We start from the raw sequence: 16,033 nt of genomic DNA on the forward strand, positions 1-16,033 counted from the left end.
GATCTCGCGGAACGCCGATTCTGGAGCCTACCGAAACGCAACCTGCAAAGGCCACTCGACATTCGTTATGCATCTGCATAGCGTATTGTGCAAGCGATCAAGCCAAGACGCCGGACTGTGATCCGCCGCGCTGATCGGGGAGAAGCCACAGATGGTCCAGACACGCCGCCGCCTGAAATCCCGCACCGCCTGGACAGCAGCCTGTCTGGGCGTGACCCTGATGGCGCTCGGCGCCTGCGCCCAGGGACCGATCGCCGCAGTCCCCACGCCAGGCGTCTCGATCGAAACCCGCATCGCCCAGGGCCCGCTCAAGGGCGTGGACGAAGGTGCGGTGCTGTCGTTCAAGAACATTCCCTATGCCGCCCCGCCGGTCGGCGACCTGCGCTGGCGCGCCCCCCAGGCCGCACCGCACTGGAGCGAAGTGCGCGACGCCAGCACCTATGGCGACGACTGCATCCAGCCGCGCCCGGCATGGGACGACACCCAAAGCCGCCTGCCGACCAGCGAAGACTGCCTGAGCCTGAACGTCTGGACGCCCAAGCATCGCACGGGCGGCCCGGCTCCGGTCATTGTCTGGATTCACGGCGGCGGCTTCATCATGGGCTCAGGCAGCCAGCCGATCTTTGACGGGGCCAGGCTGGCCGAGCGCGGCGCGGTCGTGGTCACCTTCAACTATCGCCTGGGCCGTTTCGGTTTCTTCGCTCACCCCGCCCTGACCGCAGAAGCGGGCGCCGCGCCGACCGGCAACTACGGCCTGATGGATCAGGTCGCGGCCCTGCAATGGGTGCATGACAATATCGCGGTCCTGGGCGGCGACCCGTCGCGCGTGACCATCATGGGCCAGTCGGCGGGCGGCGGATCAGTGCTGCAGCTTATGAACATCCAGCAGGCGCACGGCCTGTTCCATCGCGCCATCGTCCAGTCAGGCGGCGGTCGTGACCAGTGGCCCGACCTGAAGGCGGCCGGCGATGCGCGCTCGGGCGAAAGCGTCGGCGTAGCCTTTGCTTCAGCCCAGAATCTCAGAAACGCCTCGGCCGCCGATCTGCGCGCCATTCCGGTCGACCGGATCAAGGGCCGCCTGGACCTGCTGACCCCGGAAAAGGACACCTTCTCCGGCCCGATCATCGACGGAAAACTGGTCACCACCCAGGTTCTGAGCGCTTTCACACGTGGCGCGCAGGCCGATGTGCCCATGATCATCGGCGCGACCGATCTGGAGCTTGGTGTCGTGCCCGCCCTGTTCCGCGGCATGGTCGCCGACCGCACCATCGCCGACATGAACATTCCGCGCGACAGCCTGACGCCGCTCTATGGCGACCGCTCCACCCTGAACACCTACATGCCGTCGGAACTGACGTTCGCAGAGCCCGCGCGACGGCTGGCGGCGCTGGATGCGGCCAGGAACCGCCCGGTCTGGCTCTACAGCTTCGGCTATGTGCCGGAAGAAAAGCGACGCGACACGGCGGGCGCGGGCCACGCCACCGATGTTCCGTTCAGCTTCGACAATCTGAACCGCATGAAGGGCAGTTTCAGCGAAGCGGACAACCGCACCGCCGCCGCCCTGGCCGACTACTGGGTCGCCTTCGCCCGTGACGGCCGCCCCGACGCCGCCGACCGCCCCGCCTGGCCCCGCTATGACGCCCGGACTGACCGCGCCCTGCTGATCGGCAACGACGGCGTCACCGTGGGACCGGTTCCGAATACGCAGCGTCTGGATGCGCTGGGCCGACTGCGGGATTCTCTGAACGCCGCGCCACGCTGACGCACAAAAAGGGGGGCTTCGCAGCCCCCCTTTCCATTTTCGCCTATCCGGCCGTCAGTTCGATCTTCAGGCTTCCCGCGCCCGACGCCTTGACCCGCACGATCTGCGAAACCGTGTCATGGATCCAATCCGCCGGAACGCCCGACAGGGCCACGGCGACGCCGTCGGGATAGCGCCAGTTCGGCACGAAGATCTCCGTCACGCCTGCGACCGCCTCATCCACCTCGATCACCGCCGTCAGACGCAGCGACCTCGCGTCGAACGCCATCGATGCAATCACGCCCTGCCCGCGTTGGACATAGGGGCGCGAGAAGCCCTCCAGCGCGCGACTACCAGACGCCGGATCATTCTCTGACGTCGTCTGGTCGGGCGAATAGATGGACAGGTCCTCCTGATTCCAGCCGTCGCCGATCCGCAGGTCATTGGCGTTGGTCGCGGAATAGTTCCACTGGGTCGAGGACAGCAGAAGCTGGTCCATCGTGTCGTACATGGCGCCCAGGGCCTGCGAATGCGCGCGCCAGACATCGGCGCCATGGTCGCCCTCGGCCCAGCGTTCGAACGCCTCACCGTCGTTCATGTCATAGGGGATGCCGAACTCGCCGATCAGGGTCGGCGCCCCGCCCTCTCGCATCGCCAGCCCCATCGCGCGGATGAAGCCCAGTTGGAAGGCGTAACGCTGGCTGCGGTCGTTGCCTGGCGTATCCGGATCGTAGCGTTTGGTTCCCAGAATCTCGACATCGTACCAGTGGCTGGCGTTGACGGTGCGCTCCGGCATGGGCTGGGGGAAGGTCTTGCCCTGGATCATCAGATAGGGACACATCTCGCCGAACAGCAGCCAGTCGGCGCGCACGCTGCGGATCGAGGCCGCGACCCGCGCAAAGAAGGGGGCCATGAAGTCGTGCTCGTGGTCGATGGCCCGACCGTCGCGGATGCGGAAGAAGTCTTCGTCTCCCACCGTCGCCACGCCGTCGACCAGCGACCATGCGCCGGCAACCTCGAACGGGTCAGGCCCGTCGTTCAGCCAGATCGAGACGCCGTTGGGGTTCAGGTCGGTCTCGCCGATGACTTCGGGCTTGCCGATGCCGGTGCGCTTCATGACGGGCAGGCGCACTGGCAGGCCCCGCGCCGCCTTCAGACAGTCCAGCGGCGTCCACAGCGGCCCCGACCAGATCGGCGTCGCGTTGCTGGCGTCCGGCCCGTCGCGGCGTTCCGACACCTTCTGCCCGACCCATCCCAGCGCCGGTTCATTCAGACTGTCGAAACCCAGCACGTTCGGCAGATCGCTCAACCGTTCCGCCACCGCGCGCATGGCGCCCAGATAGGTCTCCTGCAGGAAGTCCTGAACATTGCGCCCGTCCACGATCCAGTCCGGCGTCAGGGTCGCACCGGCGAAGAAGGCGGTCCACATCACGCCGTTGACCGGCATCTGATAATTCCGCGGCCAGCTCATCATCGGATAGCGGTCTTCCTGACGATGCTCACTGGACGCATAGTCATACCGCTGCTGCATCACATGAACCGCGTCGGCGGCGTCGAAGGCCGCCAGGTTCAGTCCCACCGCCTCGAACACCCAGCCGGGCGCGCCATCGCCGCCGCTCATGCGGCTCCAGACGTCCTGGTGGAAGTCGATGAAGACCGCCAATCCATAGTCGTTGGCCTTGGTGCAGACGGCGGTCAGATAGTCCAGATAGGCCTCGTCATACTGGCCCTGCCCCGCGTGCTCGACCGCCTCCCAGGTGGTCAGCAGGCGCAGGACGTTGAAGCCCCAGCTCTTGATCCGCGACAGATGCTCGTCGGCCTGGTCCAGCGGGAAAGGACGCCCCACAAAGCTGACGTCGCGGTGGTCCGCAAAATCGCGCGGCGGGTTCCGCCCGTCATGACCGAACGGCAGCTTCGTATCACCGCCCAGATTGACCCCGCGCAGGATGGCGTGCCGCCCCTGGGCATCGACAAACCGGGGTCCATCGATGTCAAACATCAGTTGCTGCATTCGCCCTATCGACCTCACGAAAAACTCGTTATACAGTTGGACAATAAGAATACGACTGGGCGCAAGTCCAGCCAAAAAACCTAGGGCTTGGAGAGGGATGGCATGTTGGGGAATATCCCAGTGACGGCGCCCGTGCGGATTTCGGCGGCGCGCAAGCTGGCGATCGGCGTCGGTGATTTCGGCTGCAATCTGTATTGGCAGATGACGCAGCTCTATCTGCTGTTCTTCTATACCGACGTCATCGGCCTGCCCGCCCAGACCGCCGGTCTCATCTATATGATCGCCCTGATCTGGGACGCGGCGATGGACCCGGTCGTCGGCCTGATCGCCGACCGCACGCGCAGCCGCTGGGGTCGTTACCGCCCCTATCTGATGTTCGGCGGTCCGCTGCTGGCCCCGGCCTTCGTGGTGCTGTTTGTCGGCCCCACGGCCCAGGCGTTCGGCGCTGTCGCCTTCGCCCTGATCAGCCAGCTGGCCTTCCGCAGCCTGTATGCCGTGGTCGCCATTCCCTACGCCTCGCTGTTTGCCCGCGTCACGACCGACAGCGCCCAACGCGGCGACCTGACCGGCTTCCGCATGGTCTGCGGCGCCCTGGCCGCCATCATCGTCGCCGCCCTGACCCTGCCCCTGGCCACTGCGCTGGGCGGCGGGGCGGAAAGCCGGACCGGCTGGGTCATTCTGGGCGCCGTCTATGGCGCGATCGCGACCCTATGCCTGTTGATGACGGTCTGGGGCAGCCGTGGTCTGGACACAGCCCACGGCGCGCCTGCCCCGCGCCGTCCGTTCACCGAGGCCATGCGCAGCCTGGCCTCAAACCGCGCCCTGCACCTGCTGCTGGCGGCCATTGTGATCAGCTCATTCTCGACCACAATGTTCTCCAAGAACCTGCTGTATTATTTCAAATATGTCGTTGGGGACGCCAGCCTGGGCAGCGCCGGTCTGGGCATCATGGCCCTGACCATCGTCTTGACCACGCCGCTGTGGGCGGTGGCCCTGCGGCTGATCGGAAAGCGCAACACCTGGCTGGTCGGCGCCGTGCCGACGGTCGCCGGTCTGGTCTTCTGGCACCTGATCGACGGCCAGTCGGTGCCCATGCTGTTCTCCGCCCTGGTGCTGCAGGCGATCGGCGCCGCCGCCTATGTGGTCTGCTTCTGGTCCATGCTGCCCGACACGGTCGAATATGGCGAATGGCGCAGCGGCGTGCGCACCGAATCCCTGGTCTTCGGCCTGACCGTCCTGGGCCAGAAAGTCGCCTTGGGCCTGGGCGCAGGCGTTCTGGGCGTGGCCCTGACCCATATCGGCTATGTGCCCAACATCGTGCAGAGCGCCCAGACCCTGGCCGACATCAAGACCCTGATGTTCTGGCCGCCGCTGATCGGAACCCTGATCGCCGCCAGCCTGATCTTCTTCTACCCGATCAACCGTCGCGCCCATGCGCAGATGGTCGAAGAGATCGCCGCCCGCGCGACGAACGACATCCCACCTTCTCACCAAGCCTGAGAGTCCGACAATGATGCTGAGAACCAGCCTGGCCGCGGCGTCCGCCGTCGCGGTCCTCGCCGCCGCCTGCGCGGCGAACGCCCAAACCGCCGCTCCAGTCTCGCCCGACGCCGCTGATCCCGCCTGCGGCGCCCTGAAGAACCTGCGCCTGCCGCATACCCGGATCACGGATGCTGTGGCGATGAAGGTCGGCGACCGGCAGCCGATGGAGGCCTTCGGCATTCCGTCCCTCCCCGCTGAGACCGCCTATTGCCGCGTGTCGGTGACCCTGACGCCGGTCGCGGGTTCGGAAATCCGCTCCGAGCTGTGGCTGCCGGTCGCCGGAAACTGGAACGGCAAGTTCGCCGCCACGGGCAACGCCGGTTTCGGCGGCTCTCTGGGTCCGCCCCGTCTGGCCATGCGCGCCAATGTCACGCGCGGATACGCGGTCGCCGGCACCGACATGGGCCACACTGAACCGGGCGCGGACGGCAAGGACGCCTCCTGGGCGTTGAACCAGCCTGAGAAGATCATCGACTTCGGCCACCGCGCCAACCACGTCACCGCCGTCGCCGCCAAGGCCGTGATCGCTGCCTATTACGGCCGCGCGCCCGTCCGCTCCTATTTCCAGGGCTGTTCGGACGGCGGGCGTGAGGCCTTGATGGAGGCGCAACGCTATCCCGACGATTTCGACGGCATCATCGCGGGTGCGCCGGGCGCCGCCTGGACCCATCTGATGACCACCTTCGCCTGGTCCTGGAAGATGGTGCACGAAAACCCCGCCAGCCAGCTGAAGGCCCCGAACCTGGCCCGCATCCAAGCCGCCGCCATCGCCGCCTGCGATGAACTGGACGGCGTCAAGGATGGCGTGATCGAAGATCCGCGCATCTGCCACTTCGATCCAGCCACGGTCCTGTGCAGCAATGACGCTAGCGAAGGCTGCCTCAGCCCGGAACAACTGACGGGGCTCAAGGGTCTTTATGGCGGCCCGCGTCGCGGCCTGACCGGCGCCTCCCTCTATCCCGGCTTTGCGCCCGGCGGCGAGGCCCAGCGTTCGGGCTGGGACCTGTGGATCACCAGCGACACGGCCCAGCACCCGGACTTCGCCCGCTCCTTCTTCGCCAACTTCGTCTTCGATCAGGCAGACTGGCAGCTCAGCCAGTTCGACTTCGACAAGAGTTTCGACACAGTTCACGAGCGGATGGCGAGCGTCACCGATTCCGACAACCCGGACATGAGCGCCTTCAAGGCCTCGGGCGGCAAGCTCTTGATGTATCACGGCTGGAACGACGCGGCCCTGCCCGCCGAGGGCACCATCCGCTACTTCGACAATGTGCGCGAAACCATGGGCGTGGACGAGACGGACGAGTTCGCCCGCCTGTTCATGGTTCCGGCCATGGGCCACTGCTTCGGCGGCCCCGGCCCCAACTCATTCGACATTCTGGGCGCGCTCGACGCCTGGGTCGAAGGCGGCCCGGCGCCGGACCGCATCGTCGCCAGCAAATACGCCAACGATCTGGCCGTCTTCCTGAACATGCCGACGGGCCCCGCCCTCAGCACCCGTCCGCTGTGCGCCTATCCGGCCGTGGCGCGCTGGAAGGGCGAAGGCGCCACCAATGACGAGGCGAACTTCGAATGCGTCGTCCCGCCGCCGGCGGCCACGAAAAGCTGAAAACAGGGACTGGGAGCCAGATGGAGTTGAACATGGAAAGTCACGTTCGGGGCTCCGCCCAGCCCCCTCTTCTGACCCACACCATCGGGGCCGCGCTCAGTCGTGCGGCCCTGAACTGGGGCGACCATGAGGCCGTCGTCTGCACGGCGCAGAATATCCGACTGACGTGGCGCGAACTGAACCGGCGGGCCGAGGATTTCGCCTCTGGCCTGCTGGCGTCCGGCCTGCGCCCCGGCGACCGCATCGGCATCTGGTCGCTGAACCGCGTCGAATGGATCATCACCCAGTTCGCCGCCGCCAAGGCGGGGCTGATCCTGACCACCATCAACCCGGCCTATCGTCTGGACGAGCTGGACTATGCGTTGAAGAAGGTGGGGTGCCGCGCCCTGGTCCTGTCGCCGCCGTTCAAGACCAGCGACTATCCAACCCTGATCCGCACCCTGGCGCCGGAACTGGACGCGCCTACACCGCTGGGTCTGAATGCACGCCGCCTGCCCGACCTGAAGCTGATCATCCAGATGGAGACGCCGACGCTGGCGGGGGCCATCGGTTTTGACGCCATCGAGACGCTGGGTCGCACAACGGGCCTCGACGATCTGAAGGCGGTCGAGCCCATCCTGACCTGCCACGACCCCATCAACATCCAGTTCACCAGCGGCACCACCGGACGGCCCAAGGGCGTGACCCTCAGCCACCACAACATCCTGAACAACGGCTATCTGGCCGGCGTGGCCATGGCCATAACGCCCGACGACCGGATCTGCACGCCGGTGCCGCTGTATCACTGCTTCGGCATGGTGCTCAGCGTCATGGCCGCCGTCTCGCATGGCTCGGCCATGATCTTCCCCGGTGAAGGTTTCGACGCACTGGCGACGCTGGAAGCCGCTGCATCCGAACGCTGCACCGCCCTGTACGGCGTGCCGACCATGTTCATCGCCGCGCTGGAGCATCCTCGCTTCGCCGAGTTCGACCTGACCCGACTGCGCACCGGCATCATGGCCGGCTCACCCTGTCCTATCGAAGTGATGAAGAAGGTCATCGAGCGGATGCACATGCGCGACATCACCATCGGCTACGGCATGACCGAGACCAGCCCTCTCAGCTTCCAGAGTGGCGGCGATGATCCGCTGGAGCGCCGCGTCTCCACCGTTGGCCGCATCCACCCGCACGTCGAATGCAAGATCGTTGATGCGGACGGCGCCGTCCTGCCCTACGGCCAGCCGGGAGAGCTTTGCACGCGCGGCTATTCGGTCATGATCGGCTACTGGAACGACCCGGAGCAGACCGCCGCCTCCATCGACGCCGACGGCTGGATGCACAGCGGCGACCTGGCCACCTTCGACGACGAAGGCTACTGCCAGATTGTCGGACGGTTGAAGGACATGATCATTCGCGGCGGCGAAAACCTCTATCCGCGCGAGATCGAGGAATACCTGTACCGCCACCCCAAGATCCAGGACGTTCAGGTCTTCGGCGTGCCTGACGACCGCTACGGCGAACAGGTCTGCGCCTGGGTGCGGCTGGTCGATGGCGAGACGATGGAGCACGAAGAGCTTCTGGCCTTCTGCCGGGGCGAGATCGCCCACCAGAAGCTGCCCCACTACGTCCGCTTCGTCACCGAATTCCCCCTGACCGTCACCGGCAAGATCCAGAAGTTCGTCATGCGCGACATGATGATCGAGGAACTGAACGCCGCCGCCGTCTAGGTTCGATCGACATTCAGTTCCAAACCGTCATTCCGGGGCGTCCGCAGGACGAACCCGGAACCCAGGAGGCTCGCAATCCGGCGCCGAATACGGCCAGCAATGGCCGGCGCAGCCCTGGGTTCCGGGCTCTTCGCTTCGCTCAGCCCCGGAATGACCGATTTATGATTTCGACCGACTGAATATCGATTAGCCTAGGTCTTGGCGAAGGCGATCATCACCGTGCGATAGGGGAAGGCGACCTCGGGCGTCTGAAGCTCGGGCGTGCGGGCGATCAGGTCGCGGACCTGTTGTTCCGCCTTCTGCTGCTGCTCCTGCGGCAGGGCGGCGATGAAGCTGACCGACAGGGTGCGGGCGACCACGACTTGATCCGCCGGTCCGACATGGCTGTTGACCGCATGACGCTCGCCCAGTTCACGCAAGCCGTCCGCCGGAAAGACACTGCGCCATTCGCCGGTGCGGTAACGGGGCGTGTCGGCGTTCAGGGCGTCGGTGATGTCCGACAGGGCCGCGACCCACGGCACAGTCTCGTCGCGCACATTCCAGATCAGGCCCAGCACCCCGCCCGGCTTCAAGACCCGGCGCATTTCCGCCAGCGCCTCCTTGGTCGCGAACCAGTGGAAGGCCTGGGCGCAGACCACCGCATCGACCGAGGCGTTCGGCAAGGGGATGCTGTCTGCCGCCCCGGCCAGAACCTCGACATCGGGATTGGCCTGCGACAGTTGCCGCCGCATCGCCGCGACCGGCTCCAGCGCAATCAGATCGGCGCCGCTGGCCCGCAGCAATGGCAGGAACTTGCCCGTCCCCGATCCCACGTCCAGCACCCGCCTGCCCGGCGCCAATCCGACCACGTCGCGCAGCCATTCAGACGCCTCTGGCGGATATCCGGGCCGCCCGCGCACATAGGTTTCCGCGCCTACCGCATAGCCCTTGGTCGCACTGTCATGGACGCTCATTCGCTCACCCTCCGTCGCCATTCTGAAATCAGAACACCCCGACGAGCCGTTTGTTCGCAGTCGGGCGTCCTCAGCCGGAATAGGCTTCCTTGCGCACGCCCGGATCCGTGATGCGTCCGTCCTCCATCCGCACCACCCGGTCGGCATAGACTTCCAGACGGGGATCGTGACTGACGCAGATCACGCCGACCCCGTCCTCCAGCGCCGTGGCGCGCAGCATTTCCGCGACCTGACGGCCATTGGTCGAATCCAGAGCCGAGGTCGGTTCATCGGCGAAGATCAGTTGCGGACGCTTGGCCAGAGCGCGGGCGATGGCGACCCGCTGACGCTCGCCGCCCGACAGCGAGTCAGGCCTGTTCTTCAACCGATGTCCCAGGCCCACCGCCTCCAGCGCCAGAGCGGAACGGGTGTCGGCCAGGCGGCTTTTCAGTCCCTGGCGTCGCAGAACGATGCTGACCTGTTCCATGGCCGTCAGGGCGGGCAGCAGGTGAAAACCCTGAAAGATGAAGCCGAAAGACTCCAGCCTCAGGGCATCCGCCTCGGCCTTGCCCATGGCGGTGATATCCCGCCCCAGCACCTCGATCTGCCCCGCATCCGGCGTCAGCAGGCCGGAGATGATGGCCAGCAGCGTCGATTTTCCAGAGCCTGATGGACCGGACACCATGACGAACTCGCCCCGCTCGACGGCGAAATCGGTGGGGTGCAGAGCGATCACCCGCCCGCCGCCGGTCGCATAGGACTTGCCCACGCCGCGCGCGTTCAGAAGCGGCTCGTTCCTCATCCGCCGGTCCCTGTCGCCAGACGGCGCTGGACGCGGGCGGCCAAAGCCTGCGCCTGCGCCTGTGTCAGGGCGCGTTGCGCCGTCTCAACCGCCAGCGCGGCGTCGGCCATGGCCACGCCGTCGATCACGCCTTCACGGTGGCGGCGTTCGGCGGCCTGCAGGGCGGTGCGCGCGGTGCGGTCGACAAGGCTCGCCTGACTGACAGCGGCGGCGGCGTCCGCCTCGCGCCGCACGGCCAGCTGCATCTCGGTCCAGCCGTCGACCACAGCCTTGCGCCAGGCGATCTCGGCCTGATCCGCTTCGGACGAGGCGGCGGCGATGCGCGCGTCTGCGGCGCCCCCGTCCACAACGGCCTGGGTCACCGTGCCCGCCAGAGCCCAGGCAAGGGTCTTGACGTCCAGCAGGGTGGCGATGGCGGGATCGGGCGCGCCAAGGGCGGCGATGATCTGAAACTGTGGCCGTTCCGCAGCCACGGCGGCGGCCCGTCGTGCATCCGCCGACTGAAGGCGCAGCAAGGCGGCATGAACCTCGGGCCTGTGATCGACAGCATCGGACGACAGGCCGTCCGCGTCCGCAGGCAGGCGCGGCAGATCGGCAGACGCCAGTTCCAGACCCCGCGCGCCGCCCAGCAGGGCCTCAAGCCGCAGGGTCTGGGCGATCACCTCGGTGCGGGCTTCGCGACCCACGGCCTCGGCCTCGGCGCGCACGACCTCGGCCTCCAGCACCTCGCCGTTCGACGCCGCGCCGTTCTGGACCCGCACACGCATCAGGTCCACGCGCCGGGCGGCGGCGGCGGCGGCGCGCTGGGCCGAAGCCTCGGCCTGCTGGGCCGCCCGCAAGGCGACATAGGCGGTGACGGTCTGGGCGGCGATCAGTCTGCGCGCCTCGATAGTGTCGGCGGCTGCTGCGGCGGCGTCGGCATCGACTGCCGTGCGCATCTGGCGGATGCGTCCCCACAGGTCGGCCTCATAAGCGGCTTCCAACGTCGGCGAGGCGGCATGACGGGTGCGTCGCAACGACGTGCCGCCAGCGGCCCCGGCCACCCCGACCTCGATGCGCGGCGTGCGCGTGGATCGGGTCAGGGCCACGGCGGCCTGGGCCTGTTCCGCACGGGCCAGCGCCGCCTTCACGTCCAGATTGCCCAGGTCCGCCCGCGCCAGCAGGTCGCGCAGGATGGGATCACCGAAGTCCTCGGTCCACACCGCCTCCTGTGGCGGCGTCAGGCGCAGGGCTGAGGGTCGCTCCTTCGGCACAGGGGTCGCGCAGGCGCCCAGTCCGATCAGGGCCGCCGCGACGACTGTCGTGATCAACGTCCGCTTCACTGCGCGATCCGCACCAGAACGCGCTGGCCCAAACGCAGATTAGGTTGCTCACCCGTCGGCTGCAGGATCACGCTAATGCTGCGCGTATCCGATGGCGCGGTCGGGTCGCCGACGATCTGGCTCGGCCCGAACATCTCGGAAATACGGACCAGCCGCGCCTGGAAGGTGCGCGAGGTGTCGGATTCCAGACTGACCGTCGCCGTCATGCCGGGCTTCAGCTTGTCAGCGAACTCTTCATCCACCTCGGCGCGGACGACGCGGGCGCCCGCAGGCTCCAGCATGAACAGCGGCGTTCCCGCCGTGACCGACGCACCCTCCGACACCCAGCGCCGCACGATCCGCCCCGCCGTCGGCGCGGTGATGGTGCGGGCGTCGACGGCATAGGCGTCCAGTTGGCGGCGCGCGCGGGCCGTGTCGGCGGCACGCTGGGCCGTGGTCAGTTCGTCACGCGCCAGTCGAGCCGCGTCGCGGGCGCGGTCCGCATCCTGGCGCGATCCGGCGTCGGCGTCGGCCAGACGTCGCAGGCGTGCGGCCTCGACATCGGCGCGGTTCGCCGCAGCATTGGCCGCCGCGACGCGGGCCTCGATCTCGGTGATCTCAGCGTTGGCGGCGGTCAAGGTCAGCCGGGCCAGGCGGTCGTCCAGACTAGCCAGTTGCGCGCCCGCCGCAACCTGATCGCCTTCCTTGACGCGCAGCGACCGGACCACGCCGTCGAACGGCGTAGCCAGGGTCACCAGACCCGGCTCGGCGTCGATGACCCCGCGCGCCACAGCGGCAGGCGGTGCGACATTGGCGGTCGGGATCTTGTTCGCATCCCCGCCCTTGCAGGCGGCGACGGCCAGAACACAGGCCAGTAGGGGAAGATGCAGTTTCATAGCAGCAAGCTCGCGGGATCGGCCTTGCCCACGCGTCGCAGCGCCCAGGCGCCGGATCCCAGGGCCACCAGGATGATGAGGATGCCTGCGCCCGCCATCATGGGCAGGGACAGCACGATGGGGACGCCTTGTGTACGCGCCACCGCAGCCAGCAACAGGGTCATGACGCCCGCCGCCGCTAGGCCGGCGACGCCGACCCAGGCGCTCTGCTCCAGCACGATGGCGCGCAGCGATCCCATGGAGAACCCCAGGGCGCGCAGGGCGGCGTATTCGCGAATCGACCCGACGACGGCGGCGGTCAGGGTCTGGCTGGTGATGATGACGGCGACGGCGACGGCGACGATGCTGCCGAAGATGAAGGCGATGCCCGCCCCCGATTCCGCCAGCCAGTAGAGGGTGCTGCGGTCCGCAAAGGCGTCGGCCTGCATGGCCTCGAACCCGGCGCGCTTGCCGACCATGTTAAGCGCCTTGGTCGCGGCGGCGACATTCTCGGGCGTGTCGAACCGCGCCAGCACATAGCCGACGCGACCCTTGGGCGCCGCTGCGGGATCAAGCGCGCGAGTGGTGGCCACGGAGGCGATGACATTGACCCCGCCCAACCCCCGCAGGCCATTGGTCAGGCCCACGATGCGGACGCGGCGTCCATTGATCTCGGCGGTGTCGCCGGGCGCCACATCCAGCTTGTTCATATCAGCGGCGTCGATCAGCACCGTGTCCGGCTCCGCCAGACGCGAGCGTTCCTCGGCCCCCAGCGTGCCCGCCAATGCCAGGGCCTGCGCATCCAGCGCCACGCCGACGATATAGACGTTGACCGCCCCTTGGGTCTCGGTGCGCCACTGGCCCGATCCCCAAAGCAGAGGCTCGACCTGTTTCACCCCCGGCTGCATCCAGGCCGACAGTTCGGCCTGTTCGCTGATCGGACGGCCCAGATCGACGCTCTGCACGCCCGGATAGCCGATCCAGACATCCGCCGACGACTTGGTCACATACAGGCTGGACAGCGAGAAGATGCCCAGGATCAGCGCGGCCTGAAGCAGGACCAGCAGGCCAGAAAAGGCCACCGCCACCACGGCGGGCGAGAACCGCCGCCAATCATGGATCAGGCTTTTGAGGGCAAGCGACTTCACGCTCGCTCCCGCCCGATCATCCAGACCCCGGCCATGATGGCCACGCCGCCCACAGCCTGCAGCCAGTGCAATTGTTCATGGAACACCAGCCAGCCGGTCACCATCACCAGCACATAGCCAAGGGCCAGCATCGGGAAGGCCGCGCTCAACTTGATCTCGGACAGCACCACCATCCAGGCGATCAGGCTCAGCACCTCGATGACCAGCAGGGCCGGTCCCCATGGCTGGCTCAGCGCCGCCACGATCCAGTCCAGACCGAACGGCTTGTCGTCCAGCGCCATAGCGGTGAACTTGGACGCCACCTGATACCCCAGCCCCAGCAGGGGCAGGCCCAGGCACAGGGCGACCAGCGCCACGCGGCGCGGGATCGGCCCATCTCCGTTTTCGCGGCTCCAGATCGTCATGCCGCCGCCTTCACGCCCTGGTCCGCCGCAAAGAGGGGCGCGGCCAGGTTCAAAGCCCCGTTCAGGACGCGGTTTCTGTGCCGGAAATACAGGCCCATGCCGGTCAAAGTGCTGCCCAGGCGCCGCTTGACCTCATAGGCGGCTGCGCCCGCATGATAACGGCCGATGCCGTTTTGCAGGCAGTGTTCGATATTGGCGAACCAACTGAGGAAATACAGGTCCAGCGCACGACCGCCCTCCCCGTCCATGACGAAGAATTTGTCGACCAGAACATCATCGCCAGACAGCAGCAGGTTCATCGCCAGCAGTTCCTCCCCGGACCAGTAGAGAACATACTGCACCCGATCGCCCATCGTCTCGGACAGGCCTGTAAAATAGGCGGGCGTCAGGTCCTCGAAGGTCATGTCCGCCCGCGCCAGCGTCTGGCGGTACAGTTCCATGACCCGGTCCAGAACCCCGTCCAGATCATTGCGCCACTCAACCCGCACCTTGGCGCGGTTGCGCAGCTTGCGCCGCATATCCTTGCGGGTCGCGGCTGAGCGCCCGGCCAAATAGGCGTCAACGCTGTCGAAGCTGATGTCCAGATGCGCGACCGGCAGGCCCGCGATCCGGCGATAACCCCGCGTCGCCGCCACCATATCCCACAATGGATACTGGTCTTCCGATGCGTCTTTCAGTCCCATCAGCCCGCACCGCGACCGCGCCGCCTCGGCCTCGAAGGCGTCCAGCAGCAGGCGCAGCAGAACGGGCTTTTGCGCCTGGTCCACCTCGGCGGCGAAACCCAGCGGCAGGGCCTCGGTGCAGGGTGATCCCAGGCAGGCCAGACGCAGCGTCAGAAGTCCCGGAAACACCTTACGCGCGCCCTCGACGACCTTGCGTCCCGACGCCGCCAGGGTGGTGTCCAACGGATAGGTGGTGACGAACATCGGCGCGCCCGCCAGCACCCGTCCCGCCTCCTCGACCACCAGATAACGGTATTCAAAACCTGACAGACCCGCGCGCTCGACCGTCAGCAGATAGTCGTAGCCCTCGACCTCGCCGACGAACAGCCGATCCCAGGCCTCACGCCCGATCTCGGCGATTGACGAAACTATGCGCGCATCAGGCATCCACCACCTCGCGCACCGAAGCGGTGGCGCTGTGACGGGCGAAGAAGTCGGCGCTCAATTCGGCGACCAGATCGCGTTCCCGGTCGACGTGGATCATGTGGAAGCTGTCGTTCAGATAGTGCAGCTCCGTCTCGCCCGCGAGGCAGGCCTGCAGCCGCTTGGCGTTCTTGGGGCTGCTCATGTCATCTTCCGATGCGTGCAGGATCAGGGTTGGGGTGGTGATTGACGGCCCCTTGACCTCGACCCGGCGGCCCAGCCGATACAGCTGATACAAGGCGCCCAGCGGCATGATGTCGATGGCCCCGTCGATCAGGCCGTCGGCGGCGTTGGCGGCCATGGCGCGCAGGCGCTCGTCCTTCAGGCCGAACGGCGACGGTTCGTTGATCGGGATGTGGCGCACGCCCGGCAGGTTGGCGACCAGCTGGATCAGCGGCGCGCCCATGGCCCAGCGCGGCATGTTCCAGCCATCATATTCGAACGTCATCGAATAGACAGCGGCGCTTCGGATTTCGGGAATTTCCGACGCCAACAGCAGGCCCAGGGCGCCGCCTGCGCAGATGCCCGCGACATGGACCTCGTCCACCTCGCGGGCGAACTTCTCATAGGCCGTGCGGGCGCTGTCCAGCCAGTCGCGCCAGTCGGTCTTCAGAAGGTCTTTTTCGGTGCCGCCGTGACCCGCCAGCTGCGGGCAGGAATAGTCAAAACCGCGACGCTTCAGCCGCTTGGCCAGAGGTTTCATCTCGCCCGGCGCACCCGTCATGCCATGCAGCAGCAGAACGCCCTTGCCGTTCCCGGCGCTGGCGGAAAAGCTGCGGTCCTGAATGGCGGTCTCGCGTCCCATAAGGGGCCTCTT

General features: G+C 67.0%; 13 protein-coding genes. 4 read left to right on the plus strand and 9 right to left on the minus strand.

Translation table 11 applies throughout. The features are described from left to right. Positions 1 to 151 precede the first annotated feature (151 nt). Positions 152 to 1,762: a carboxylesterase/lipase family protein gene (locus KWG56_RS07840; protein WP_219354358.1), complete on the plus strand. Its 1,611-nt coding sequence runs from the start codon at positions 152 to 154 to the stop codon at positions 1,760 to 1,762. Positions 1,763 to 1,805: 43 nt separating this feature from the next. On the opposite strand, the gene KWG56_RS07845 is transcribed toward KWG56_RS07840, so the two are convergent. Further along, on the minus strand, positions 1,806 to 3,740 hold the full coding sequence (locus KWG56_RS07845) for a glycoside hydrolase family 5 protein (protein ID WP_244999691.1): 1,935 nt from the start codon (positions 3,738 to 3,740) through the stop codon (positions 1,806 to 1,808). Between the two features lie 114 nt (positions 3,741 to 3,854). Between KWG56_RS07845 and KWG56_RS07850 the strand changes: the two genes are divergently transcribed. The 3 genes from KWG56_RS07850 to KWG56_RS07860 are packed head-to-tail and all read left to right on the plus strand — an operon-like array spanning position 3,855 to position 8,609. After that, positions 3,855 to 5,252 carry an MFS transporter gene (locus KWG56_RS07850; RefSeq protein ID WP_219354360.1) on the plus strand — a complete coding sequence of 466 codons (1,398 nt, stop codon included), beginning with the start codon at positions 3,855 to 3,857 and terminating at the stop codon, positions 5,250 to 5,252. A gap of 10 nt (positions 5,253 to 5,262) precedes the next feature. Beyond that, complete coding sequence (locus KWG56_RS07855; protein WP_219354361.1) at positions 5,263 to 6,903, plus strand: tannase/feruloyl esterase family alpha/beta hydrolase; 1,641 nt, start codon at positions 5,263 to 5,265, stop codon at positions 6,901 to 6,903. A gap of 32 nt (positions 6,904 to 6,935) precedes the next feature. Continuing rightward, positions 6,936 to 8,609: an AMP-binding protein gene (locus KWG56_RS07860; protein ID WP_244999692.1), complete on the plus strand. Its 1,674-nt coding sequence runs from the start codon at positions 6,936 to 6,938 to the stop codon at positions 8,607 to 8,609. Positions 8,610 to 8,800: 191 nt separating this feature from the next. On the opposite strand, the gene KWG56_RS07865 is transcribed toward KWG56_RS07860, so the two are convergent. From KWG56_RS07865 to KWG56_RS07900, 8 genes are all read right to left on the minus strand, one after another. Next, positions 8,801 to 9,562: a class I SAM-dependent methyltransferase gene (locus KWG56_RS07865; RefSeq protein ID WP_219354362.1), complete on the minus strand. Its 762-nt coding sequence runs from the start codon at positions 9,560 to 9,562 to the stop codon at positions 8,801 to 8,803. A 70-nt stretch (positions 9,563 to 9,632) separates the two neighbouring features. Next, complete coding sequence (locus tag KWG56_RS07870; protein WP_219354363.1) at positions 9,633 to 10,343, minus strand: ABC transporter ATP-binding protein; 711 nt, start codon at positions 10,341 to 10,343, stop codon at positions 9,633 to 9,635. Continuing rightward, positions 10,340 to 11,665, minus strand: coding sequence for a TolC family protein (locus KWG56_RS07875; protein WP_219354364.1), 1,326 nt, complete (start codon positions 11,663 to 11,665; stop codon positions 10,340 to 10,342). The genes KWG56_RS07870 and KWG56_RS07875 overlap by 4 nt, the downstream gene beginning before the upstream one ends. Then, on the minus strand, positions 11,662 to 12,540 hold the full coding sequence (locus KWG56_RS07880) for an efflux RND transporter periplasmic adaptor subunit (RefSeq protein ID WP_219354365.1): 879 nt from the start codon (positions 12,538 to 12,540) through the stop codon (positions 11,662 to 11,664). The genes KWG56_RS07875 and KWG56_RS07880 overlap by 4 nt, the downstream gene beginning before the upstream one ends. Next, a complete protein-coding gene (locus KWG56_RS07885; protein WP_219354366.1) occupies positions 12,537 to 13,667 on the minus strand; it encodes an ABC transporter permease in 1,131 nt (376 codons plus the stop codon). Before KWG56_RS07885 ends, KWG56_RS07880 begins: the two co-directional genes overlap by 4 nt. Then, the gene (locus tag KWG56_RS07890; protein ID WP_201100238.1) at positions 13,664 to 14,071 is read right to left on the minus strand and encodes a DMT family transporter; all 408 of its coding nucleotides are present in this window, start codon (positions 14,069 to 14,071) and stop codon (positions 13,664 to 13,666) included. The genes KWG56_RS07885 and KWG56_RS07890 overlap by 4 nt, the downstream gene beginning before the upstream one ends. Beyond that, positions 14,068 to 15,180 (minus strand): GNAT family N-acetyltransferase, encoded by a 1,113-nt coding sequence (locus tag KWG56_RS07895; RefSeq protein ID WP_219354367.1) that lies wholly within the window; start codon positions 15,178 to 15,180, stop codon positions 14,068 to 14,070. The genes KWG56_RS07890 and KWG56_RS07895 overlap by 4 nt, the downstream gene beginning before the upstream one ends. After that, on the minus strand, positions 15,173 to 16,021 hold the full coding sequence (locus KWG56_RS07900; protein WP_219354368.1) for an alpha/beta hydrolase: 849 nt from the start codon (positions 16,019 to 16,021) through the stop codon (positions 15,173 to 15,175). The genes KWG56_RS07895 and KWG56_RS07900 overlap by 8 nt, the downstream gene beginning before the upstream one ends. Positions 16,022 to 16,033 lie beyond the last annotated feature (12 nt).

It is taken from the genome of Brevundimonas nasdae (genome assembly GCF_019395145.1).
GTDB lineage: Bacteria > Pseudomonadota > Alphaproteobacteria > Caulobacterales > Caulobacteraceae > Brevundimonas > Brevundimonas nasdae.

Excerpts from the sequence above, each read along its gene's own strand:
- KWG56_RS07880 (WP_219354365.1), bottom strand. The coding sequence starts at position 12,540 with ATGAAACTGCATCTTCCCCTACTGGCCTGTGTTCTGGCCGTCGCCGCC.
- KWG56_RS07870 (WP_219354363.1), bottom strand. The coding sequence starts at position 10,343 with ATGAGGAACGAGCCGCTTCTGAACGCGCGCGGCGTGGGCAAGTCCTAT.
- KWG56_RS07850 (WP_219354360.1), top strand. The coding sequence starts at position 3,855 with ATGTTGGGGAATATCCCAGTGACGGCGCCCGTGCGGATTTCGGCGGCG.
- KWG56_RS07845 (WP_244999691.1), bottom strand. The coding sequence starts at position 3,740 with ATGTTTGACATCGATGGACCCCGGTTTGTCGATGCCCAGGGGCGGCAC.
- KWG56_RS07890 (WP_201100238.1), bottom strand. The coding sequence starts at position 14,071 with ATGACGATCTGGAGCCGCGAAAACGGAGATGGGCCGATCCCGCGCCGC.
- KWG56_RS07855 (WP_219354361.1), top strand. The coding sequence starts at position 5,263 with ATGATGCTGAGAACCAGCCTGGCCGCGGCGTCCGCCGTCGCGGTCCTC.
- KWG56_RS07895 (WP_219354367.1), bottom strand. The coding sequence starts at position 15,180 with ATGCCTGATGCGCGCATAGTTTCGTCAATCGCCGAGATCGGGCGTGAG.
- KWG56_RS07840 (WP_219354358.1), top strand. The coding sequence starts at position 152 with ATGGTCCAGACACGCCGCCGCCTGAAATCCCGCACCGCCTGGACAGCA.
- KWG56_RS07865 (WP_219354362.1), bottom strand. The coding sequence starts at position 9,562 with ATGAGCGTCCATGACAGTGCGACCAAGGGCTATGCGGTAGGCGCGGAA.
- KWG56_RS07900 (WP_219354368.1), bottom strand. The coding sequence starts at position 16,021 with ATGGGACGCGAGACCGCCATTCAGGACCGCAGCTTTTCCGCCAGCGCC.
- KWG56_RS07860 (WP_244999692.1), top strand. The coding sequence starts at position 6,936 with ATGGAAAGTCACGTTCGGGGCTCCGCCCAGCCCCCTCTTCTGACCCAC.